Annotated in this window: 23 protein-coding genes; 9 read left to right on the top strand and 14 right to left on the bottom strand. The window is 66.0% G+C overall.

From position 1 onward, the window contains the following. The first annotated feature begins 53 nt into the window (after positions 1–53). The 3 genes from AAFG50_RS38370 to AAFG50_RS38380 are packed head-to-tail and all read left to right on the top strand — an operon-like array spanning position 54 to position 2,964. On the top strand, positions 54–902 hold the full coding sequence (locus tag AAFG50_RS38370) for a chorismate mutase (RefSeq protein WP_011084215.1): 849 nt from the start codon (positions 54–56) through the stop codon (positions 900–902). A 32-nt stretch (positions 903–934) separates the two neighbouring features. Beyond that, positions 935–2,032 carry a histidinol-phosphate transaminase gene (locus AAFG50_RS38375; RefSeq protein WP_028173535.1) on the top strand — a complete coding sequence of 366 codons (1,098 nt, stop codon included), beginning with the start codon at positions 935–937 and terminating at the stop codon, positions 2,030–2,032. Continuing rightward, positions 2,029–2,964, top strand: a complete 936-nt coding sequence (locus AAFG50_RS38380) for a prephenate/arogenate dehydrogenase family protein (RefSeq protein WP_011084213.1) — start codon at positions 2,029–2,031, stop codon at positions 2,962–2,964. The genes AAFG50_RS38375 and AAFG50_RS38380 overlap by 4 nt, the downstream gene beginning before the upstream one ends. A 118-nt stretch (positions 2,965–3,082) precedes the next feature. On the opposite strand, the gene AAFG50_RS38385 is transcribed toward AAFG50_RS38380, so the two are convergent. Beyond that, positions 3,083–4,267, bottom strand: coding sequence for a DUF2125 domain-containing protein (locus AAFG50_RS38385; RefSeq protein ID WP_028173536.1), 1,185 nt, complete (start codon positions 4,265–4,267; stop codon positions 3,083–3,085). 110 nt (positions 4,268–4,377) lie between these two features. On the opposite strand from AAFG50_RS38385, the gene AAFG50_RS38390 reads away from it, so the two are divergent. Further along, positions 4,378–4,989, top strand: a complete 612-nt coding sequence (locus tag AAFG50_RS38390) for a gamma-glutamylcyclotransferase (protein WP_028173537.1) — start codon at positions 4,378–4,380, stop codon at positions 4,987–4,989. On the opposite strand, the gene AAFG50_RS38395 is transcribed toward AAFG50_RS38390, so the two are convergent. From AAFG50_RS38395 to ftsE, 4 genes are all read right to left on the bottom strand, one after another. Then, positions 4,986–5,759: a lysophospholipid acyltransferase family protein gene (locus tag AAFG50_RS38395; protein WP_028173538.1), complete on the bottom strand. Its 774-nt coding sequence runs from the start codon at positions 5,757–5,759 to the stop codon at positions 4,986–4,988. The two genes, AAFG50_RS38390 and AAFG50_RS38395, sit on opposite strands and share 4 nt — an antisense overlap. A gap of 22 nt (positions 5,760–5,781) precedes the next feature. Beyond that, complete coding sequence (locus tag AAFG50_RS38400) at positions 5,782–6,486, bottom strand: YdcF family protein (protein WP_011084209.1); 705 nt, start codon at positions 6,484–6,486, stop codon at positions 5,782–5,784. A gap of 105 nt (positions 6,487–6,591) precedes the next feature. After that, positions 6,592–7,560, bottom strand: coding sequence for an ABC transporter permease (locus AAFG50_RS38405; RefSeq protein ID WP_011084208.1), 969 nt, complete (start codon positions 7,558–7,560; stop codon positions 6,592–6,594). Further along, positions 7,553–8,212: a cell division ATP-binding protein FtsE gene (gene ftsE, locus AAFG50_RS38410; RefSeq protein WP_027544305.1), complete on the bottom strand. Its 660-nt coding sequence runs from the start codon at positions 8,210–8,212 to the stop codon at positions 7,553–7,555. The genes AAFG50_RS38405 and ftsE overlap by 8 nt, the downstream gene beginning before the upstream one ends. 179 nt (positions 8,213–8,391) lie before the next feature. Between ftsE and AAFG50_RS38415 the strand changes: the two genes are divergently transcribed. Together AAFG50_RS38415 and AAFG50_RS38420 are read left to right on the top strand one after the other, a co-directional pair. Beyond that, positions 8,392–9,270, top strand: coding sequence for an MJ0042-type zinc finger domain-containing protein (locus tag AAFG50_RS38415; RefSeq protein ID WP_028173539.1), 879 nt, complete (start codon positions 8,392–8,394; stop codon positions 9,268–9,270). 47 nt (positions 9,271–9,317) lie between these two features. Further along, positions 9,318–9,692 carry a response regulator gene (locus AAFG50_RS38420; protein WP_028173540.1) on the top strand — a complete coding sequence of 125 codons (375 nt, stop codon included), beginning with the start codon at positions 9,318–9,320 and terminating at the stop codon, positions 9,690–9,692. 209 nt (positions 9,693–9,901) lie between these two features. Here AAFG50_RS38420 and AAFG50_RS38425 read toward each other — a convergent pair whose 3' ends face one another. Both AAFG50_RS38425 and AAFG50_RS38430 read right to left on the bottom strand, forming a co-directional pair. Next, positions 9,902–11,050 carry a DUF4175 family protein gene (locus tag AAFG50_RS38425; RefSeq protein ID WP_028173541.1) on the bottom strand — a complete coding sequence of 383 codons (1,149 nt, stop codon included), beginning with the start codon at positions 11,048–11,050 and terminating at the stop codon, positions 9,902–9,904. Beyond that, the gene (locus tag AAFG50_RS38430; protein WP_028173542.1) at positions 11,038–12,984 is read right to left on the bottom strand and encodes a TIGR02302 family protein; all 1,947 of its coding nucleotides are present in this window, start codon (positions 12,982–12,984) and stop codon (positions 11,038–11,040) included. Before AAFG50_RS38430 ends, AAFG50_RS38425 begins: the two co-directional genes overlap by 13 nt. A 180-nt stretch (positions 12,985–13,164) precedes the next feature. On the opposite strand from AAFG50_RS38430, the gene AAFG50_RS38435 reads away from it, so the two are divergent. Together AAFG50_RS38435 and AAFG50_RS38440 are read left to right on the top strand one after the other, a co-directional pair. Continuing rightward, positions 13,165–13,548: a carboxymuconolactone decarboxylase family protein gene (locus tag AAFG50_RS38435; RefSeq protein WP_008567285.1), complete on the top strand. Its 384-nt coding sequence runs from the start codon at positions 13,165–13,167 to the stop codon at positions 13,546–13,548. A gap of 214 nt (positions 13,549–13,762) precedes the next feature. After that, complete coding sequence (locus AAFG50_RS38440; RefSeq protein WP_028173543.1) at positions 13,763–14,671, top strand: NAD(P)-dependent oxidoreductase; 909 nt, start codon at positions 13,763–13,765, stop codon at positions 14,669–14,671. Between the two features lie 215 nt (positions 14,672–14,886). On the opposite strand, the gene lysA is transcribed toward AAFG50_RS38440, so the two are convergent. The 3 genes from lysA to argH all read right to left on the bottom strand — a co-directional run bounded on the left by lysA (position 14,887) and on the right by argH (position 17,958). Beyond that, a complete protein-coding gene (lysA, locus tag AAFG50_RS38445) occupies positions 14,887–16,152 on the bottom strand; it encodes a diaminopimelate decarboxylase (RefSeq protein ID WP_011084201.1) in 1,266 nt (421 codons plus the stop codon). A 23-nt stretch (positions 16,153–16,175) separates the two neighbouring features. After that, positions 16,176–16,466, bottom strand: coding sequence for a lipoprotein (locus tag AAFG50_RS38450; RefSeq protein WP_011084200.1), 291 nt, complete (start codon positions 16,464–16,466; stop codon positions 16,176–16,178). 94 nt (positions 16,467–16,560) lie between these two features. Continuing rightward, entirely contained in the window at positions 16,561–17,958 is a 1,398-nt protein-coding gene (gene argH / locus AAFG50_RS38455) for an argininosuccinate lyase (protein ID WP_028173544.1), read from the bottom strand. Between the two features lie 105 nt (positions 17,959–18,063). Here argH and AAFG50_RS38460 point away from each other — a divergent pair, with 105 nt between their 5' ends. Continuing rightward, a complete protein-coding gene (locus AAFG50_RS38460) occupies positions 18,064–18,729 on the top strand; it encodes a TlpA disulfide reductase family protein (protein ID WP_011084198.1) in 666 nt (221 codons plus the stop codon). 5 nt (positions 18,730–18,734) lie between these two features. Here the strand turns inward: AAFG50_RS38460 and AAFG50_RS38465 are convergent, their stop codons facing one another. The 4 genes from AAFG50_RS38465 to AAFG50_RS38480 all read right to left on the bottom strand — a co-directional run bounded on the left by AAFG50_RS38465 (position 18,735) and on the right by AAFG50_RS38480 (position 21,877). Further along, positions 18,735–18,929, bottom strand: a complete 195-nt coding sequence (locus AAFG50_RS38465) for a hypothetical protein (protein WP_028173545.1) — start codon at positions 18,927–18,929, stop codon at positions 18,735–18,737. 165 nt (positions 18,930–19,094) lie between these two features. Next, positions 19,095–19,976, bottom strand: a complete 882-nt coding sequence (locus tag AAFG50_RS38470; protein ID WP_028173546.1) for a 3-hydroxybutyryl-CoA dehydrogenase — start codon at positions 19,974–19,976, stop codon at positions 19,095–19,097. 207 nt (positions 19,977–20,183) lie between these two features. After that, positions 20,184–21,128, bottom strand: coding sequence for an FAD-binding protein (locus AAFG50_RS38475; protein ID WP_011084196.1), 945 nt, complete (start codon positions 21,126–21,128; stop codon positions 20,184–20,186). After that, the gene (locus AAFG50_RS38480) at positions 21,128–21,877 is read right to left on the bottom strand and encodes an electron transfer flavoprotein subunit beta/FixA family protein (RefSeq protein ID WP_028173547.1); all 750 of its coding nucleotides are present in this window, start codon (positions 21,875–21,877) and stop codon (positions 21,128–21,130) included. Before AAFG50_RS38480 ends, AAFG50_RS38475 begins: the two co-directional genes overlap by 1 nt. Positions 21,878–21,979 lie beyond the last annotated feature (102 nt).

Here is a 21,979-nt window from a genome sequence, read left to right on the forward strand (position 1 = left end):
GGTCCGACCTGATGGACCCGCATTGGAACGCCTCTCAACAGCACTTGCCAGATATGTCCCAACGTCCGCCCGCGCCACCATCGTTGCAGGAATTGCGCAAGGAGATCGACGCGATCGACGAGGGCATGCATCGCCTCCTGATGCAGCGCGGCGACATCATCGACCGCCTGATCCAGGTGAAGCAGACCCAGGAGGTGGGCTCGGCGTTCCGGCCTGCGCGCGAGGCCGACATGATGCGGCGGATCGTGGAGCGCCATCGCGGCATCCTGCCGCTCGACACGGTCGAGAGCATCTGGCGCGTCATCATCGCGACGTTCACTTACGTGCAGGCGCCGTTCGCGGTGCATGCCGACATCTCGGTGAGCGAGCCCGCGATGCGCGATTCCGTGCGATTCCATTTCGGCTTCACCGTGCCTTACGTCGCGCATTTCAGCGCGCAGGCCGCGGTCGAGGCGGTCGCGAAATCCAAGGGCGATCTGGCGCTGGTCTCGGCGACTTCCAGCCGCACCCCGTGGTGGCTGGAGCTGGAAGCAGAAGGCGCACCGAAGATCATCGCGCGGCTGCCCTTCGTCGAGCGTGCCGACCATCCGGCCGCGCTGCCCGTGTTCGCGATCTCGCGCGTCGCCGACAGTGCCCTGGTGACGGAGGTGGAGACTTTCAGCGTGCGCGTCTCGGGGTGGAATGCCGAGATCGCGCGGGCGCTGTCGCCGCTCGCCGACATCGTGGCGGTGCCCGATACCGCCTTCGATGGCGCCGCGCTGCTGGTCTCGGTCACGAGCGCGAGCAGCATCGACAAGATCAAGGCTGCCCTGATCGAGGCGGGGGCCTCGGTGCGCTCCACGGCCCTCGTCGGCAGCCACGCGACGCGCTATACGGTGCCCCCGACCGGGTCGAAATCGTAAGTTACGAGCCGCCTGCCATTCCGGAGTTGAAGATGTCCCGCCCCGTGCCGAACCCCGGCATTCTCGATATTGCGCCCTACACGCCCGGCAAGAGCCCGGTGCCGGAGCCGGGCCGCAAGGTGTTCAAGCTCTCGGCCAACGAGACGCCGTTCGGCCCCTCGCCCAGGGCGATCGAGGCCTTCAAGAAGGTGGCAGATCATCTGGAAGACTATCCGGAAGGCACCTCGCGGGTGCTGCGCGAAGCCATCGGCCGCACCTTCGGCCTCGACCCCAACCGCATCATCTGCGGCGCCGGCTCGGACGAGATCCTCAACCTGCTCGCCCACACCTATCTCGGCCAGGGCGACGAGGCGATCTCGACCACGCACGGCTTCCTGGTCTACCCGATCGCCACCATGGCGGTCGGCGCCAGGAACGTCATCGCACAGGAGAAGAACCTCACCTGCGACGTCGACGCCATCCTCAAGGCTGTGACGCCGAAGACGAAGCTGGTGTGGCTCGCCAATCCGAACAACCCGACCGGCACCTATATTCCGTTCGACGAGGTCAAGCGCCTGCGCGCCGGCCTGCCCTCGCACGTGCTGCTGGTGCTGGACGCCGCCTATTGCGACTACGTCTCGCGCAACGATTACGAGATGGGCATCGAGCTCGTCGCCACCACGGAGAACACCGTGGTGACGCACACCTTCTCCAAGATCCACGGCCTCGCCGCGCTGCGCATCGGCTGGATGTTCGGCCCCGAGCACATCATCGACGCGGTCAACCGCATCCGCGGTCCGTTCAACGTGTCGACGCCGGCAATGTACGCCGCGGTCGCCGCGATCGAGGACGCCGCGCATCAGGCGATGTCGAAGCAGTTCACCGAGACCTGGCGCAACTGGCTGACCGAAGAGATCGGCAAGCTCGGCCTGAAGGTAACGCCGAGCGTCGCCAATTTCGTGCTGATCCACTTCCCGACCGACAGGGGCAGGACCTCGGACGACGCCGACGCCTTCCTCACGAAGCGAGGCCTCGTGCTGCGGGCATTGAAGAATTACGGCCTGCCGCATTCCCTGCGCATGACCATCGGCACCGAGGAGGCCAACCGCCTCGTCGTCGACGGTTTGCGCGACTTCATGGCCGGCAAATGAGCGTACAGCCGCACTTCCAGCGCATCGCCCTGATCGGCTTCGGCCTGATCGGCGGCTCGATCGCGCGCGCTGCGAAGCTCCAGGGCCTGGCCGGCGAGATCGTCACCACCGCGCGCTCGGAGAAGACGCGCGCGCGCGTGCTCGAGCTCGGCATCGTCGATCAGGTCGTGGCGACCAATGCGGAAGCGGTGAAGGATGCCGATCTCGTCATCCTCTGCATTCCCGTCGGCGCCTGCGGACCGGTGGCGCAGGAGATCGCCGCGCATCTGAAGCCCGGCGCGATCGTCTCCGACGTCGGCTCTGTGAAGGGCGCGATCGTCAGGGACATGGCGCCGCATCTGCCGAAGACCGTTCATTTCGTGCCGGCGCACCCCGTGGCGGGCACCGAGCACTCGGGGCCGGATTCCGGCTTTGCCGAGCTCTTCATCAACCGCTGGTGCATCCTCACCCCGCCGGAAGGCGTCGACGCGTCGGCCACCGATCGCTTGCGCGCCTTCTGGGCTGCGATGGGTGCCAAGGTCGAGGTGATGACGCCGGATCATCATGATCTCGTGCTCGCGATCACCAGCCATCTGCCGCATCTGATCGCCTACACCATCGTCGGCACCGCCGACGAGCTGGCGCAGGTGACGGAATCGGAAGTGATCAAGTTCTCCGCCGGCGGCTTCCGCGACTTCACCCGCATCGCGGCGTCCGACCCGACGATGTGGCGCGACGTCTTCCTCGCCAACAAGGAAGCCGTGCTGGAGATGCTCGGCACCTTCACCGAGGATCTGGCAAAACTCACCCGCGCGATCCGGCGCGGCGACGGCGAAGCGCTGTTCGACCACTTCACCCGCACCCGCGCCATCCGTCGCGGCATCGTCGAGATCGGCCAGGATTCGGCGGCGCCGGACTTCGGCCGGCCGCATGCGGCGCTGAAGAAGCCGTAGCTCCTGTCATTCCGGGGCGCCCGAAGGGCGAGCCCGGAATCCATTGGGCCACAGCGCACGCGGCGAAATAGATTCCGGGTTCGATGCTACGCATCGCCCCGGAATGACGAGAGAGGTTTCAATACAGCGGCGGAATCTGGCCGACCTTGACCGGGCCGAGCAGCACGGCGCCGTCGACGAACTTCAGCGGGAAGCTGCGGGCCTTCTTGCCTTCCAGCGTGCTCTCGGTGCCGATCGAATTGATGCCGGCGGCGACGCCGGCATTGGCGTTCTGCTTGATGACCTTGCCGAGGCCGGGAACGGCGCGATCGAGCGCGCCGAACAGATTGTTGAGATCCTGCGACTTCACGCCGGGCGCGACGCGGTCGAGGGTTGCCTGCGGCACACCCTCTTCCAGCATTTTCTCGATACCCAGCGCCGGGATCACGCGCTCGAGGCCCGTCACCGTCATCTGCAATTCGCCGTCGAGTCGGCCATTCGCCGAGAGCCCGAGCGTGCCGGCCGCGACCGCGATCATCTCGCCCTGCTGGATCCGCGACTGCACGATCTCGATATGGCCGCCGACGGCCTGGATCTCGCGGAAGCGTTGCGGCCATGGCTTTGGGGTGAGGTCGGAGAGCCCGGTGACCTTGGCGCGCGTGTCCGCCTCGAACGGCTCGGCGAGCAAGGGGTGAACACCCTGGATGCTGCCCTGCGCGACGTGGAGCACGGTCTCGATCACGGGATGATCGGACGGCGATCCGTCCGCGAGGCGCCCGTGCAGCTCGACCTGCTTGGCGCGCGCGAGCGGCACCTGCACGCTGCCGTCGAGCCGGTTGATGACGGGATCGTCGAACACGATGGAGGCGCGGTCCGGCACCGCCGGCAGGCCGACCACGCTGCTGCGGCCCTTGCTCCAGTTCACCACGAAGGTGTTTTGCGTAACGCCGTCGGTGAGGGTCGCCGGCGCCGAGAATTCGGCGATGACGCGCTTGGGATCGTAGACCTGGGCGACGACCAGGATGTTGTCGAGCCTCGCCGTGAACGGCGTCTTGCTCGCGTTCTGCGAGACCAGGGCGACGCTGGCGCCGGAGCACTGGACCTCGAAGCGGAACGGGAAGCCCGCGATCGAGCGCTTGGCGCAATCATAGATGCGGCCGGACTTGGCCTCCTGCGCGCGCCAGGCGTCTGCGGCGATTTCGGCCTGCGAAGCGGCGTAGAACCAGAAGCAGCTCCACGCGACGGCGAGGATCAGGAGGAGAATGGGTGCGATGAAAAGGCCCCAACGGGGGCGGCGGCCTGCGGCAACGGTCAGATTGGACATGCGGCGACCCTTTGGCCTCAGATTTTGTCAAATGTAAGCGAGGTTGGCTTGCTCCGAAAGGCGGAGAATTCGCTTCGCTTGGGGGCGCGGTTCTGGTAGCCGTGCCCGCCATGTCGGAAATCACCCTCCCCTCCGTCACGACAGCCAACGGCGACCTCTGGGTGTTCGGCTACGGCTCGCTGATGTGGCGGCCGGGCTTCGAATTCGAGGAGCGCGTCCCGGCGCGGCTGGTCGGCGAGCATCGTGCGCTCTGCGTCTATTCCTTCGTGCATCGCGGCACGCCGGAGAAGCCGGGCCTGGTGCTCGGGCTCGATCGCGGCGGCGCCTGTCGCGGCATCGCGTTCCGCGTCGCCGAAAAGAACCGTGCCGACGTCGTCGCCTATTTGCGCGAACGCGAGCAGGTGACGTCGGTCTACCGCGAGGTGATGCGCTCGGTGTGGCTGGAGAACGATGCGCGGCAGCGCGTCTCCGCACTCGCCTATGTCGTCGACCGCGGCCACGTGCAATATGCCGGCCGGCTGTCGCTCGCCGATCAGCATCGCCACGTGCTCCAGGGGCACGGCCAGTCCGGGGCCAACCGCGACTACGTGACGGCGACGGTGAAGGCGATCGAGGCCGAAGGCTTTCGCGACACGCAACTGCATCAGCTCGCGACGATGCTGCATGGGGAAGCGCATTCCCTGCACGCGCCGGCTCCGAGCGAAGATCGCGAAAGCCGCTAGCTGCCAGTCGGCGCGTAGCTCGGCGCCGAACCGATCAGCTGCTCCTGCTCCTTGCGGCCCGCTTCGACGAGGCGGTCGGTCGCCTCTTCGATCGCCGTTTGCACGCGGGAGAGATACTCGTCCTTCGGCAGGCCCGGCGGCAGCGGATCGAGAAACTCCACCACCAGCGTGCCGGGATAGCGCATGAAGGTGCGGCGCGGCCAGAACAGGCCGGAATTGAGCGCAATCGGCAGACACGGCACGCCGCAGGACGAATAGATCTGCGCAAAACCGGTCTTGTAGTCGGAGGGCGCGCCCGGCGCGCGGCGCGTGCCTTCCGGAAAGATCACGAGCTGGCGGCCGCTGCGCACCGCGTCGCGCGCCCGCCGCGTCATGTCCAGCAGCGCCTTCACGCCGGCCTTGCGGTCGATCGCGATCATCCCGGTCTTGACCAGGAACTGACCGAACACCGGGATCTGCATGAGCTGACGCTTGAGGATGAAGATCGGGCGGTCGAAGAATCCCGGCAGCACGAAGGTTTCCCAGAACGACTGATGCTTTGCCACGATCACCAGCGGCCCCTGCGGGATCTTCTCCTGCCCGCGGAATTCCACCTTGATGTTGCAGATCACCCGCATCAGGACCAGCGTCGCCTTCGCCCACCATTGCGCGACCGTCAGCATCGCGCGCGGAGGCATTGCAAAGGTCGGCAGCGCCACGATCGCGAGACACACCAGCACGGCGTAGAACAGCACGTTGAACACGAGCGAGCGCAGGAAAATCAAGAACATCGACGATCCGATCAATTGCCGATCAATTGGCCTGTGCAGTGGCGGGCCGCTTCGGCTGCATCCCGGGAGGCTGCTCCGATACTTCGGGCGAAAGGTCAATCCCGAAATCCTCCAGCCGCACCCTGACTTCGGCCGCGATATATTTGACATATTCCGACAGCAGCAGCCGCAAGGTGGACGCCGAGGCCCACCACGGCTCCTCGCGCCATTTGTCGCCGACCACGGCGAACGGGATCAGAATCGTCTCCGGCATCGCGTGCGAGAATTCCACCAGCGCGCGCGGCATGTGATAGTTCGAGGTCACCACGATCAGCGATTTGAACCGGCGCGCCTGCGCCCAGCGCCGCGCCTCCGCGGCGTTGCCGCGGGTCGAGAGCGCGGTGCGGTCGAGGTCGACGCAACAGGTCATGAAGGACTGGTTCTCCGGCAGGGTCCGCGAGATGTCGCTTGCGGTCGAGGTCGGATGCACCCCGGAAATCAGGAGCCGCCTGCCGTAGCCGGCAGCCAGCAGCTCCATGGCATCCGACACCCGCGAGGAGCCGCCGGTCAAGACCACGATGCCGTCCGCCTTGCGGTCCGGCGCGATCTCGGCGCCGCGCAACTGCGACAGGAACGCGATGAAGCCCGCCGCCGCGCCGACGAAGGCGAACGCGATCGTCGACACCACGGCTGCGCGCAGCCAGCCGCGCGGCAATTTCGGCGATCGATCGTCGGTCGGCGAGGTCATGCGATGTCGGTAATCCCTTCCCCGGATGATTTTAAAACGTTTTGAGGCGAAGTGGAGTCCGGTTTATTCACCTTCTCCCACAAGAGGGAAGGAAGAAGCACAACCTCAATCCACATCATTCAGCGTCGCGAACAGCGTCTGGCGCGAGGCGACGGCGGTGATGGCGCCGATCAGCACCGCCTGCACCGCGAGCACGACATAGCCGGAGGGCCGCAGCGAGAAGGTGCCCAGCAGGGCGGCGAACTGGTCGCCGACGGGCGTCCCCGAAAACCAGCCGGCGATCGACTCGGAGAAGCCGAACACCAGCATGGCGGCGCCGCCGCCGATCACGCCGCCCTCCAGGCCCAGCCTGAGGAAATGGCGCAGGAAGCGGTTGGCGATGTAGCGGTCGCCGGCGCCGACGAAATGCAGGACCTCGACGATCGGACGGTTCGCCGCCATGGCGCCGCGGGTCGCGAACGAGACCGAGATGATCGTCGCGATGATGACGAGCGCGAGGATGCCGAGACCGGCGAGCACGGTTGCGTTGGTCATCGAGCGCATGCGCTCGATCCAGGCGCGGTGATCGTCGACGCTGGCGCTTGGCGCCACTTGCGTCACGCGGGCGCGCAAGGCGGCAAGATCGAGCGCCGTGCCGGGCTGCACGCGCGCGATGATCATGCGCGGAACCGGCAGATCGTCCATCGACAGTCCGGTGCCGAGCCAGGGCTCGAGCAGCTTGCCGCTCTCGTCCTTGGTGAACGGCTTGACCTCGACGATACCGGCTTGCGCGCGCATCGCCTCGGTCACCGCGGCGGTGTCGCGCTCGAGGTCACGCCCGGACTGCGGACGAACCTGGATGGTGATTTCGCTCGCGACGTCCGACTGCCATTCGGCGGCGGAGGCGCTGACCAGCAGCACCGTGCCCGTGGTCATCGAAGCGAGGAAGGTCATGATGGCGACGACGGCAACCAGCGCACGGCCGTGGATCGAGGCGCGCGGCACGATCGGCGACATGTTGCGCGCCTTGGCCGGAAGCTGCGGACGCTCCTGTCCGAGGTCGACCAGCACGCCGCGCTCGTCGGGCTTACTCATAGACGTGCAGCCGTCCCTGATGCAGCACCAGCCGCCGCGCCTCGTACTGATCCATCAGGCCGATGTCGTGGGTCGCAATGATGACGGCGGTGCCCGATTTGTTGAGCTCGATGAAAAGGCGCAGCAGCCGGCGGCCGAGCGTCGGATCGACGCTGCCGGTCGGCTCGTCCGCGAGCAGAAGCTGCGGCCGCGAGATCACGGCGCGCGCGATCGCCGCACGCTGCTTCTCGCCGCCGGACAGGATCGGCGGCAGCGCATCCATGCGTTCGCCGAGTCCGACCCAGCGCAAGAGGTCGATGACCTCCTTGCGATAGCTCGACTCGCTGCGGCCCATGACGCGAAACGGCAACGCGACGTTCTCGTAGGTCGTCATGTGGTCGAGCAGGCGGAAATCCTGGAGCACGATGCCGATGCGCTTGCGCAAGTCGGCGATCTCGTCCTTGCCGAGCTGCGAGATGTCGTGGCCGAACAGGTTGACGAGGCCGCGCGTCGGCCGGTGCGACAGGAACAGCAGGCGCAAGAGCGAGGTCTTGCCGGCGCCGGACGGGCCGGTGAGGAACTGGAAGGAGTGCGCCGGGATCTGGAAATTGAGGTCGCGCAGGATCTCCGGCCCCAGGCCGTAACGCAATCCGACATTTTCGAACCGAACCAAGCTCAGCTCCGTTCGAGAGGGGGCGATGGCCGCGACGCGACGCTCCGCCACACGCGATCAACGGTTTTTGCGACCGTTATGGTTTCCGGTTCGTTAACGGTCGCCCTGTAGCATCCAGTACGCCCGGGTCTCCGCGACCTTGGCATCGTCAAGACTCGTTCATGCATCAAGGCTCGTCCATGCATATCGCCTGCCCCCATTGTACGACATCCTACGCCATCAAGCTTGCAAGCCTGGGGGCGAACGGGCGGACAGTCCGCTGCTCCCGGTGCAAGCAGACCTGGGTCGCCTATGCCGAGGATGCCATCGAGGAGGCGTCCGTCCCGGCCATGGCCGCCGCCAGCCAGGCCGACGACCAGTCCGACCTCGCCGAGCAGTGGAACTCCTACGCCAAGGACGACGGCGCCACCGACACGCCTGTGGTCGACAGCCCCTCCATCGCCAGCGACTGGCCGGACGAGGACGCCAAGGAGACCGAGGACGAGTGGTCGGCGGCGGCCCGGGACGCCGAGGACGAGGTCGCCGGCGCGCAGCACCAGTCCTGGTTCCGCGGCCTGTTCAGCCGGCGCGGGGCACGGGTGAGGCGTCAGGCCCCCACGGCGGCGCCGCGAAAGTCCCAATTCGGCCTGCCGACCGCCTGCGCCGCCATGGGCGCGCTGGTGCTGGCCCTGATCGTCTGGCGCGGCGACATGGTTCGGCTGCTGCCGCAGACCGCGGCCTTCTACAAGATGGTCGGCCTCGACGTTAACCTGCGCGGGCTGGCCTTCAAGGACGTCAAGCTGTCCAGCGAGACCGTTGACGGTAAGCAGGTGCTGGTGATCGAGGGCGTCATCGTCGGCGAGGGCAAGAAGCCGCTCGATATCCCGCGGCTGCGCTTCGCGGTGCGCGACGCGCAGGGCGCGGAGATCTATGCCTGGAATACGGTGCTGGAGCAGACCGTGCTGCGGCCCGGCGAGCGCGCCTTCTTCCGCTCGCGCCTGGCCTCCCCGCCGCCGGAGGGCCGCAATATCGACGTTCGCTTCTTCAACCGGCGCGACATTGCCGGCGGCAGCGTGTAATCAGGCTCGCAAGGTCCGCACGGGAGGTTGGTCCCAAGGTTGGTCCCATGCCAAGAATCTTGATCGCCGACGACGAGGATTCGATGCGCCAACTGGTGGCGCGCGCCATCGCCATGGACGGGCACGAGACCGTGACCGCGCAGGACGGCGCCGAGGCGCTGGAGATCCTGACCCGCGAGGACGGCGCATTCGATTTGCTGCTCACCGACATCCAGATGCCGGTCATGGACGGCATCGCGCTGGCGCTCTCCGCCGCGCGCGATTTCCCCGACCTGACGATTTTGCTGATGACCGGATTTGCCGACCAGCGCGAGCGCGCCTCGAACCTCAACGCGCTGGTGCATGACGTCGTGACAAAACCGTTCTCGGTCGCCGACATCCGCACCGCGGTGGCAGACGCGCTGGCGGCGAAGAAGAGGTAGCGCGCGCCGCACTTGTAGCACTGCTGTTACGCGATCCTCGTCCCTCATACACGGTGTCGTCCTGGCGAAGGCCAGGACCCACACCGCGAGGTCTATCTTTTAGGAATCGATAGCCGTACCGGACGACGAGTCTTCGCCAAACCACTCCCTGGGGTAATGGGTCCTGGCTTTCGCCAGGACGACATTGGGGAGATAACCGGGTTCTCGCCTCAAAAATCCTTCAGCAGCCGCTCGATATAATCGAGCTCGATCTGCGGACGCGAGGTATCCCCTAAGCGGCGGCGGAGTTCTTCGAGGATGCGGCGGACGCGCTGGGCGTCGATCTCGCCGGGGATCTTGACCGTATAGTCGTCGCCGAACTCACGACCGTGAAGCGGGCGACCGAGCGGATCGGTCTGATTGCCGCCGCTCTGCTGGCGGCCGGCCCGGTTGCCCGGACCATCGCCCTGCCCCTCGCCATCCCCCTGCTGCATCGCCTCGGCCATCTTCTGCGCACCCTTGCGCAAGGCGTCGAGAGCCTTGCCCTGCGAGTCCACGGCGCCGTCCGCATTGCCCTCGCCGAGCTTTGAGCCGGCATCGCCCATGGCACCGTCGGCGGTGTCCAGGCTGCCGTCGTCATCGTCACCGTCCTGATCGCCATCCTGACCGGGCTGTCCCTGGTCGCCCTGCTGGCCCTTCTGCCCCTGCTGCCCTTTCTGGCCCTTTTGTCCCTTCTGCGTGAGGCCGCGCTTGGCGAGCTCGTCCTGCAGCTTCTTCAGCCGGTCGCGCAGCGCCTGCTGGTCCTGCTGGAGGTCCGACATCGACTGATCGCCCTGCTGCTTGCCGCGCGAGCGGTCACGCCGGGAGTCCTGGCCCTGCCTGTAGGTCTTGTCGCGCAATTGCTGCTGCTTGCGGATCATGTCGCTGAGCTCGTTGAGCGCCTGCTCCATGTCGCTGTCGCCGGATTGCCCGGGCTGCGCCATCTGGAGATTTTCCATGATCTGCGCCAGCTGCTCGAGCATGCGCTGCGCCGCCTCGCGATTGCCTTCGCGCGCCGCCTTCTCGATCTGCTTCAGAAGATCTTCCAGATCCCGCTGCGTGATGACGGAGCGATCGCGATTGGAGGATTGGTTCCTTTCCGTCGCGCGCTTGTACTCCTCGAGCTTCTGAATGGCATCGGATTGATTGTTCAGGCTGCGCCCGGATTCCTTCTGCCGGAGGTTATCGCCGGCATCCTGCATCGCCTTTTCCGCGCCATCGAGCAGCGCATCGGGATCCTGATCCTGCTGGGCAGCGACGGACGGAAGGCCTCCCAACAGGAAGGCGAGGCAGGCGATCGAGATCGCCTTCAAGACTGGCACGCGCGCTAGCTTCCGCATTTCCGGTCCCGCGTAAACTGATTGGCCCCGTCGTCCCCCGCCTTGGCCCGGTTGCTCGCCGACTTCCGATAGGCCTGAAGCTGCTGACGCAATGCGTCCTGCTGCTGCGCCAGCTCCTCGAGCTGCTCGGGCGTCGCGTGCTGGGTCTTCTGTCGCAGCTCGACGGCCTTGTCGAGGATGAGCTGGACTTCCGCGGGGAACGGCTGCCGGGGTCCCAGCGGATTTTGCTCCGCACGCCGGGCGAGGTCGCGCACCTTGCCGGCCATGGCCTCGCGGAGCTTTTGCGTCAGCACCCTGATCTCGTCCTCGCCGGCACCGCGCTCCAGCGCCCGCTTGAGCGCGTCCTGCGCCGAGCGCAGCGCGGCGTTGACGCTGCCGGCGACACCGTCGTCCTCGATGGTGACCGCGAACGCCCACATGCTCGCCACGACGTCGCGCATCGCGTCGTCGGTGCGGGCCGCCTCGAGCTGGAGCGCGAGGCTGCGGAGACCGAGATAGCAGCCGGCATCCGGGGTGAACAATTCGGGCGCGATCATCAGCGCGTCGAGCGCGGCATAGACGTCGGAATTCTTGTTGGCGTCGAGCGCGAGGATGCGGCGCTGCTCGATCAGTGCGCGCGCGAGCGAGTTCGTGAACAGCCGCTCGGGCAGGCGCATGTTGAAGGGTTCGCTTCTAGCCTCGTTGCCGGCCTCGTCCTTGGCGGTGAGGGTCAGCGTGACGTCGGCGCCGGCATAGGGGTCCTCGCTGAGGTCCTTCACCGTCTGGCCGACGCCGTTGCGGGTGCGCGCATTCGGCAGCACCAGCGGGAATTGCGGCGGCTGGAACAGCGGCCGTGCGGCCGCCTTGGTATCGGCGTCCTTGGTGGCTTCCTTCGCGCCGTCCTTGGCGTCGGCGGCGCGCAGGCCAATGTGCGCCTCGGCGCCGGTGACGCCGTAATCGTCCTCGATCTTGTAGGAGAGCTGAAGCGCGCCGCGCGCCTGGCGCTCCGGATCCTTGGCCAGCGCAATCGTCGGCGCGCGGTCCGGCGTTGCCGCAAACGCCCATTGCGGCTGGCCGGAGGGCGCGCGGACATGCGCGGTGCCGTCGCCGGTGATGGCGAAATGCTTCTCGTTGGTGCCCTTGGGCGTGGCTTCAGTGGGGGCGACCTCCTTGAGGCCGCCGGAGACGGCGACATCCAGGCTGCCGCCGGAGGAACGCACGATCAGGGTCGAGCCGGCGGGAACGGCGAGCGGACCGCTGGCGGGCAGCGCCGCGGCCTCCCTGTTGGCGGCCGACAGGATCACAGGCGGCTTGCCGGTGTAGAGCGGCGGCGTGACCCAGGCATCGACGCGAACATTGGTCGGCGCCAGCACGCCGTTCCAGTCGAAGGCCGCCCCTAGCCGCATCGCACGCTCGTCGCCGGCGGCGAAGAAGGTCGCAACCAGCATCACCATGACCAGCGCACGCAGCGCCCAGGGATCGTGCAGAGCGAGCCGCGGGTGCGGCAGACCGGCGCGGATGCGCTTGAGCGAGGCCAGCGTGCGCTCACGCTGCGCCTGCCACAGCGCCTTCGCAACCGGGTCCTGCGAGGTCAGCGTGTCCGTGAGCGTGGTGGCCGGGCGGTGACGGATGCCGGAGCCGCGATCGAGCCGGCCCAAAGCCTCCTCGCGGCTCGGCCAGCGGAAGCGAACCAGCGGGAACAGGGCGGCAATCGCGATGCCGGCGAAAACGACGAGACCGATGGCGCGGGCAAGGAACGGCAGCGCCAGCCAGAGACCGGCCCAGGACAGCGCCAGGAACAGGCCGACGACGGTCAGAAGCCGCGCCAGATTCGGCCAGGCACGCTCCCACGCGATGGCATATCTCGCCCGATCGAGGGCCTGCGCCAGCTTCAACCGCGACAGAGCGTCGCCATCGCGGATCGGGTCTGACGGGTCAGGGGTGACGCCGTTCAATAAGCTCTCCAGGTTGCCCGGTGGAGAAGAGCGTATCACAACGGCAGCACTGAGGCATCCGTTCCTGTACGGGAGACACCCCTTTTCCCGCATAACACGAGGACGTGACTGGCCCGCCGCAACCCCGTAATTTCCGCGCCGCCATCCAAGGGACATGCAAAGGGAAACGAAGGAAACGCCATGGACAAGAAGATGCACGACAAGGGCCTGGAAGTCCGCAAAGCGGTGCTGGGGGAAGCCTATGTCAACAACGCCCTGAAGAACGTCGACGACTTCAACCGTCCGTTCCAGGAGATGCTCAACGAATATTGCTGGGGCACGGTGTGGGGCCGCGAGGAGCTGCCGCGCAAGACCCGCAGCATGCTCAACATCGCGATGATCGCGATCCTCAACCGCCAGCACGAATTCCGTGCGCATCTGAAGGGCGCGCTCACCAACGGCGTCACCCGCGACGAGATCCGCGAGATCCTGATGCAGGTCGCGATCTACGGCGGCATGCCGGCCGCAGTCGACAGCTTTCGCATCGCGCGCGAGGTGTTCGCGGAGATTGATGGGAAGGCGTGAGGGCGTGTGAGTGAGGGACGCAACTCCCTCACCACGTCGTCCTGGCGAAAGCCAGGACCCATAACCACCAACCAATGTGGCTGCGGGGACTCGGAGTGACCTCTTCGCGCCACAACTCCTCCCTGGGGTAATGGGTCCTGGCTTTCGCCAGGACGACACTGAGGATGGGCGCGCGCCGATCAACCAACAACGAAGATCAACACAAGGAAACACCATGGACATCGGATTCATCGGCCTCGGAAACATGGGTTTCCCGATGGCGCGGCGCCTGATCGAGGCTGGCAACCGGCTCGTCGTGTTCGACACGCGCAAGGAGGTCGTGGACAAGCTCGTGGCGCGCGGTGCGACGCCGGCGACGTCGCCAAAGGACGTTGCCGATCAGGTCGAGACCGTGATGGCGAGCCTGCCCTCGCTGCAGGCTTCGCTCGAAGTTGCAACGGGGACGAACGGCGTGATCGAGGGGAGCCGCGTCAAGCGCTTCATCGATCTGTCCACCGTCGGCTCGACGATGGCTTCGAAGATTCACGGCCTGCTCGCCAAGCGCGACATCGTACAGATCGACTGCCCCGTCTCCGGCGGCGTCGGCGGCGCCGAGAAGGGCACGCTGGCGGTAATGGTGTCGGGGCCGAAGGCGGAGTTCGAGCTGCTCAAGCCGGCGCTCGATGTGATCGGAAAAGTGTTCTTCATCGGCGAGAAGCCGGGTGCCGCGCAGACCATGAAGCTCGCCAACAATTTCCTCTCGGCCACCGCGATCGTGGCGACGTCGGAGGCGGTCGTCATGGGTGTGAAGGCCGGGCTCGATCCCGCCGTGATGATCGACGTCATCAATGCCGGCTCGGGCATGAATACTGCGAGCCGCGACAAGTTTCCGCGCTCGGTGCTGCCGCGCACGTTCGATTTCGGCTTCGCCACGGGGCTGATGGTGAAGGACGTGCGCCTCGCGCTGGAGGAAATGAAGCAGCTCGGCCTGTCGATGGAGGTCGCGGACGCCGTGGGGCGCCTGTGGGAGACCGTGATCAGCGCGGAAGGCGCCGATTCCGATTTCACCGCGGCGATCAAGCCGATCGAGAAGAAGGCGGGGGTTGTGGTTGGGGGAAAGACGGGCGGTTTGGCGGGGAAGTAGTTTTCTCGCGCATCCCCTTTCCAGGTAGTCCTGGACAAGCGAGCGTAGCAAGCGCTGATCCAGGACCCATTACCACAGGGCGAGGTTTGGCGAAGACTCGTGGTTACCAGCCTCCCGCCAAAGTACTCCCTGGGGTAATGGGTCCTGGCTTTCGCCAGGACGACACCGAAATTGTCGAGGTTACGTCGCGTCTCACGATGAGATCACGACACGCCTCACAGCCACGGCGCCGGCGTGTCCATCGCGATCAGTTGCTCGACATCGATGCGCGGGCGCACCACGGCGTACTGGTCGTCCTTCACCAGCACCTCGGGCACCAGCGGCCGCGTGTTGTAGGTGCCGGCCTGCACCGCGCCATAGGCGCCGGCGGTCATGATGGCGAGGAGATCGCCCGCCTTCGGCGTCGGCAGCGTGCGGTCGAGCGCGAGATAGTCGCCGGTCTCGCAGACCGGCCCGACGACATCGGCCACCATCGTGGCCGCGTCCCGGGCCGGCTGCGTTACCGGCAGGATATCGTGATGGGCCTCATACAGCGTCGGGCGGATCAGATCGTTCATCGCAGCGTCGATGATGACGAAATTCTTGCCGTCGCCGTGCTTCACATAGATCACCTTGGCAACCAGGATGCCGGCATTGCCGACGATCATGCGGCCCGGCTCGAACATCAGCGTGCAGCCGAGATTATGGCTGACGCGCTTGACCATGGCGGCATAGGCATCGGGCGCCGGCGGCGCCTCGCGGTCCATGTAATAGGGAATGCCGAGGCCGCCGCCGAAATCGACATGCGAGATGTCGTGGCCGTCGGCACGCAGCGTCTGCACGAATTCGGAGAGGATGCGAAACGCCGTCTCCATCTTCGACAGATCGGTGATCTGGCTGCCGATATGCACGTCGGTGCCGGTCACCTGGATCCCGGGCAGCTTCGCCGCGCGCGCATAGACCTCGCGGGCATGCGCGATCGGGATGCCGAACTTGTTCTCGGACTTGCCGGTGGAGATCTTGGCATGCGTGCCGGCGTCGACATCGGGATTGACGCGCACGGAAATCCGCGCGGTCTTGCCCATCTCGGTCGCAAGGCGCGACAACAGCTCGAGCTCCGGCTCGGATTCGACGTTGAGGCAGAGGATGTCGGCGGCGAGCGCAGCGCGCAGTTCGTCTTCCGTCTTGCCGACGCCGGAGAACAGGATCTTGCGTGCGGGGATACCCGCGGCCAGAGCACGCTTCAATTCACCGCCGGAGACCACGTCGGCGCCGGCGCCAAGCCTAGCGAGCGTACGCAGCACCGACTGGTTGGAGTTCGCCTTCATGGCGTAGCAGACCAGCACCTTCTCGCCGGCGAAAGCATCGGCGAAGACGCGGTAATGCCGCTCCAGCGTCGCGGTCGAATAGCAATAGAACGGCGTGCCGACGGTTGCGGCCAGCTCGGACAGGTTCACCGCCTCGGCGTGCAGCACGCCGTTGCGGTAGTCGAAATGGTTCATGGCGTTGGCTCAGTTGCCCCAGCCTATTTGCTGGGTTGGTCGTCCAGGAGCGGGTCGAGAATAAACGGTTTCTTCTTGCCCTTGGACGCCGCGGGGGCGGCGTCGGCGGCGGAGCTGGGGTTGAACAGGCTCGGCGTCTTTTGGGCTGCGGTCTCGGTGTCGGTTGGAGCTGCGACGTTGGCCGTGGACGCGCCGGAGGCGGTCGGCGGCAGGTCGAGGGGACCTTTGCGGCCGCAGCCGGCAAGCGCGAGCGCCGTCAGGCTCAAGACAATGATGGCCCACCCCGAGCCGGCCGGGCGAAACTTTGACGTCACGACGAATTCCCCACTACGCAGGGCGCACCATACAGAGATTGGCGCGCTCTGGCGAGAGCCGGATGACCATGAAACATAAGCGAAATTTTGCCCCTCAGCCCAATTTTCGCTCTTTTTCCAGCCGCTTCGCCCAGCTCTTTGCCTGCGACGCCACGTTCTTCGGCGCGGTACCGCCGAAGCTGGTCCGGCTCTTCACCGACGATTCGACCGAGAGCACGTCGAGCACGTCCTTGGTGATCCTGGGCTCGATCGCCTGCATCTCCTTCAGCGGCAGCTCATGCAGCGCCACGCCGCCCTCGGCAGCCTTGGCCACGATACGGCCGGTGACGTGGTGCGCCTCGCGGAACGGCATCTTCAGCGTCCGCACCAGCCAGTCGGCCAGATCCGTCGCGGTGGAATAGCCCTCGCCGGCGGCGGCCTTCATCTTGGCCTCATCGGGCGCGAGGTCGCGGACCATGCCGGTCATGGCGCGGATGGCGAGCGACAGCGCGGCAAAGCCCTCCATCGCGCCCTGCTTGTCCTCCTGCATGTCCTTTTGGTAGGCGAGCGGCAGGCCCTTCATCACGATCAGGAGACCGTTGAGCGCACCGATGACGCGGCCGGTCTTGGCGCGTACGAGCTCGGCGGCATCCGGGTTGCGCTTCTGCGGCATGATCGAGGAGCCGGTGGTGAACTTGTCGCTGAGGCGGATGAGGCCGACCAGCGGCGAGGTCCAGATCACGATCTCCTCGGCAAAGCGCGACATGTGCACGGCGCAGATGGAAGCCGCCGACAGCGTCTCCAGCACGAAGTCGCGGTCGGAGACCGCGTCGAGCGAGTTCGCCATCGGCCGGTCGAACAGAAGCGCCTTTGCGGTCGCGTGGCGATCGATCGGGAACGAGGTGCCGGCGAGCGCGGCGGCGCCGAGCGGCGATTCGTTGAGCCGCCTGCGGGCGTCCTGGAAACGGCCGCGGTCGCGCGCGGCCATCTCGACATAGGCGAGCAAATGATGGCCGAAGGTCACGGGCTGCGCTGTCTGCAGATGCGTGAAGCCGGGCATCACGGTGCCGGCATGCTCCAATGCGCGTTCCACCAGAGCCTGCTGGAACGCGGCGAGCGCGGTATCGGTCTCGTCGAGAACGTCGCGGACATAGAGACGGAAGTCGGTGGCGACCTGGTCGTTGCGCGAGCGCGCGGTGTGCAGCCGGCCGGCGGCGGGGCCGATCAGCTCGGACAGGCGGCTCTCGACATTCATGTGAATGTCCTCGAGCGCGCGCTTGAACGTGAAGCCGCCCTTGCCGATCTCTGACAAAATCGTGTCTAGACCCTTGCCGATATTTTTCGCATCAGAGGCCGTGATGATGCCCTGCGTGGCAAGCATCGCGGCGTGGGCCTTGGACGCGGCAATGTCCTGGGCATAGAGGTGGCGATCGACGTCGATGGAGACGTTGATCTCTTCCATGATCTCATCGGGACGTTCCGAGAACCGGCCGCCCCACATCTTGTTGCTCATGATCCCCTGCTCACGCCTTGCTTGTCGCTGGTCACGTTTGCTGGCCGCCGCCAGCCGTATTAAGAGGCCCCTGATAGCCATATCTGCGACCGGATGACAAACGATATGCTCGACACGAAGCCCTCCGCCACGCGCCGGATCCCTCTCGTCATCGCCACCGTGGCGGTCGGCGGGCTGGCCGGCTTCGCTGCGTTGTACGGGCTGGGCCTGAGCCGGGCGCCTACCGGCGATCCGGCCTGCCGGGCGGCAGTGGCTACGGCGCAAAAGATCGCCCCGCTCGCCCATGGCGAGGTGGCGGCGCTGACCATGGCGAGCGCGCCCCTGAAGCTGCCCGACCTCGCTTTCGAGGACGCCGACGGCAAGCCGAAAAAGCTGTCCGATTTCCGCGGCAAGACGCTGCTGGTGAACCTCTGGGCCACCTGGTGCGTGCCCTGTCGGAAGGAAATGCCGGCGCTGGACGAGCTCCAGGGCAAGCTTTCGGGCCCGAATTTCGAGGTGGTCGCGATCAATATCGACACCCGCGACCCCGAGAAGCCCAAGACCTTCCTGAAAGAGGCCAATTTGACCCGGCTCGGCTATTTCAACGATCAGAAAGCCAAGGTTTTCCAGGATCTTAAGGCCATAGGCCGGGCGCTCGGCATGCCGACCTCGGTGCTGGTCGACCCGCAGGGCTGCGAGATCGCGACGATCGCGGGACCGGCGGAATGGGCGAGCGAGGACGCGCTCAAGCTGATCCGGGCTGCGACGGGCAAGGCCGCCGCGGCGCTTTAAGGGTTTCAGGCCGCAACGTTGAGATTGCCGCCGACGCCGGGGCCGACATTGGCGAGCGAGGGTTGACCGGCGCCCATCAGCGTCAGGATGGTGGATTTCTCCATATCCATGTTCTGCTTGGTCAGCGTCGCCGCGATATTCGACTGCAACGCGCCTTGCTGAGCGGCCAGCATGGTGCTGACCATTGCCATCATGTCCATTACGCGAACCCTCGTACCGGCCGTAACCTAGGCGCGAGGGGTTAACGCGACATGAATTGTCACGGAGCCGTAGGGTGGGCAAAGCAAAGCGTGCCCACCAATCAGCATCCTAGTTGCGGAGACATGGTGGGTACGGCGCGTCGCGCCTTTGCCCACCCTACGACGTCAGCGCGTCGGAACCGGCTTGACGCCGCGATAATCGTAGAAGCCGCGCTGGGTCTTGCGGCCGAGCCAGCCGGCCTCGACGTATTTCACCAGGAGCGGGCACGGACGGTACTTGGAGTCGGCGAGGCCCTCGTGCAGCACCTGCATGATCGACAGGCAGGTATCGAGGCCGATGAAATCGGCAAGCTCGAGCGGACCCATCGGATGGTGCGCCCCGAGCTTCATCGCCGCGTCGATCGCCTCGACGTTGCCGACACCTTCGTACAGCGTGTAGATCGCCTCGTTGATCATCGGCAGCAGGATGCGGTTGACGATGAAGGCCGGGAAATCCTCGGAGACCGCGACCTGCTTGCCGAGCTTGGCGACGAATTCCTTGGACGCCTCGAAGGTCGCATCGTCGGTGGCGATGCCGCGGATCAGCTCCACCAGCTCCATCAGCGGCACCGGATTCATGAAGTGGATGCCGATGAAGCGCTCGGGCCGGTCGGTGGCGGCGGCAAGGCGCGTGATCGAGATCGAGGACGTATCCGAGGCGACGATCGCCTCGGGCTTCAACACGGCGCAGAGCTCGTGGAAGATCTTGCGCTTGACCTCCTCCTTCTCGACCGCGGTCTCGATCACGAGATCGCAGTCGGCGAGGTCGTCGAGCTTCTCGGCGGCCACGATGCGCGACAGCGCCTTGGTCTTGGCCTCCTCGGTGACGACCTTCTTGGAGACCTGGCGGGCCAGATTGCCGTTGATGGTGGCCATGCCCGACTTGAGGCGATCGGCCGAAACGTCGTTGAGCACCACGTCGAAGCCCGCCAGCGCCGCAACATGCGCGATGCCATTGCCCATCTGCCCCGCGCCGATCACGCCGACCTTCTTGATCACTGCCGCCATAATGTCATCCACCGGAACGGCGCGCATATCGCGCCTGCCTATCCCCCAAGCCGGGAGGTCTGATTGATCAGAGCCTTGATTTAATCAGAACCTTGGCTCGAAACCTAGATTGGATCGCTCCCCCGGCGTGCCCCACGCCAAAGAAAACGCCTCAAAAATGAAACACCGGCCGGAGTGTATACCTCCGGCCGGTGTTTTGAACGGCTTTTACTTGCCGAGCTTGCCGAGTTCGGCCGTCAGCTCCGGAACCGCCTGGTAGAGGTCGGCGACCAGGCCGTAATCGGCGACCTGGAAGATCGGCGCGTCCTCATCCTTGTTGATCGCCACGATCACCTTGGAGTCCTTCATGCCGGCCAGATGCTGGATCGCGCCGGAAATGCCCACCGCGACATAGAGCTCGGGGGCCACGACCTTGCCGGTCTGCCCAACCTGCCAGTCGTTCGGCGCATAGCCGGCGTCCACCGCCGCGCGCGAGGCACCGACGCCGGCGCCGAGCTTGTCGGCGAGGGGCTCGATGTACTTGGCGAAATTCTCGCGGCTCTGCATGGCACGGCCACCGGAGACGATGATCTTCGCCGAGGTCAGCTCGGGACGGTCGCTCTTGGCGACCTCCTCGCCAACGAACGACGACAGGCCCGGATCGGCCGCAGCCTGAACGCTCTCGACCGGCGCGCTGCCGCCCTCGCCCGCTGCGGCGAAGGTGGAGGTCCGCACCGTGATGACCTTCTTGGCGTCCTTCGACTTCACCGTCTGGATGGCGTTGCCGGCATAGATCGGACGCTCGTAGGTATCCGGGGCGACCACCTTGATGATCTCCGAGACCTGCATGACGTCGAGCAGGGCTGCGACGCGCGGCATCACGTTCTTGAAGCGCGAGGTCGCGGGCGCGACGATCGCGTCATAGGACGGGGCCAGCGAGACGATCAGCGCGGCCAGCGGCTCGGCAAGATCGTGCGCGTAAAGCGCGCCATCGGCGAGCAGCACCTTCTTCACGCCCGCGAGCTTGGCGGCGGCATCCGCCGCAGCCTTGGCACCCTCGCCGGCCACCAGGACCTCGACGTCCGCGCCGAGCGCGGCGGCCGCGGTCAGGGCCTTGTTGGTCGCATCCTTCAACGACGCGTTGTCGTGTTCGGCAATCAGAAGCGTCGTCATCAGAGCACCCCGGCTTCGTTCTTGAGTTTCGACACCAGCTCGGCGACGTCCTTGACCTTGACGCCGGCCTTGCGGCCCGCCGGCTCGGTCGTCTTGAGAACCTCGAGGCGCGCGGTGACGTCGACGCCGTAATCGGCGACGGTCTTCTCCGCGATCGGCTTCTTCTTCGCCTTCATGATGTTGGGCAGCGAGGCGTAGCGCGGCTCGTTGAGACGCAGGTCGGTGGTGACGATCGCCGGTCCCTTCAGCTTCACGGTTTGCAGACCGCCGTCGACTTCACGGGTGACCTTGAAGTCGCTTCCTTCGACCTCGAGCTTCGAGGCGAACGTCGCCTGCGACCAGCCGAGCAGCGCGGCCAGCATCTGGCCGGTCTGGTTGCTGTCGTCGTCGATCGCCTGCTTGCCGAGGATGATCAGGCCCGGCTGCTCTTCCTCAGCGACCTTCTTCAGGATCTTGGCGACGGCGAGCGGCTCGACGGTGCCCTCGGCCTTCACCAGGAGGCCGCGATCGGCGCCCATGGCAAGACCGGTGCGGATCGTCTCCGACGCCTGCGCCGGTCCAATGGAAACCACCACGACCTCGGTGGCCTTGCCACCTTCCTTCAGGCGCAGCGCTTCCTCGACCGCGATTTCGTCGAACGGGTTCATCGACATCTTGACGTTGGCGAGTTCAACGCCCGATCCATCGCCCTTGACGCGGACCTTGACGTTGTAATCGACCACCCGCTTTACCGGCACTAAGACCTTCATCGATCCTCTTTCACTCAATTTGGGAGGGGGGTTATCAACTGGCGCGGAACCTAAAGGCCTGACCCGGCCCGGTCAACGCGCGAAGGGGCCAAATTTTAGACC

Source organism: Bradyrhizobium sp. B039, assembly GCF_038965675.1.
Classification (GTDB): Bacteria; Pseudomonadota; Alphaproteobacteria; order Rhizobiales; family Xanthobacteraceae; genus Bradyrhizobium; species Bradyrhizobium diazoefficiens.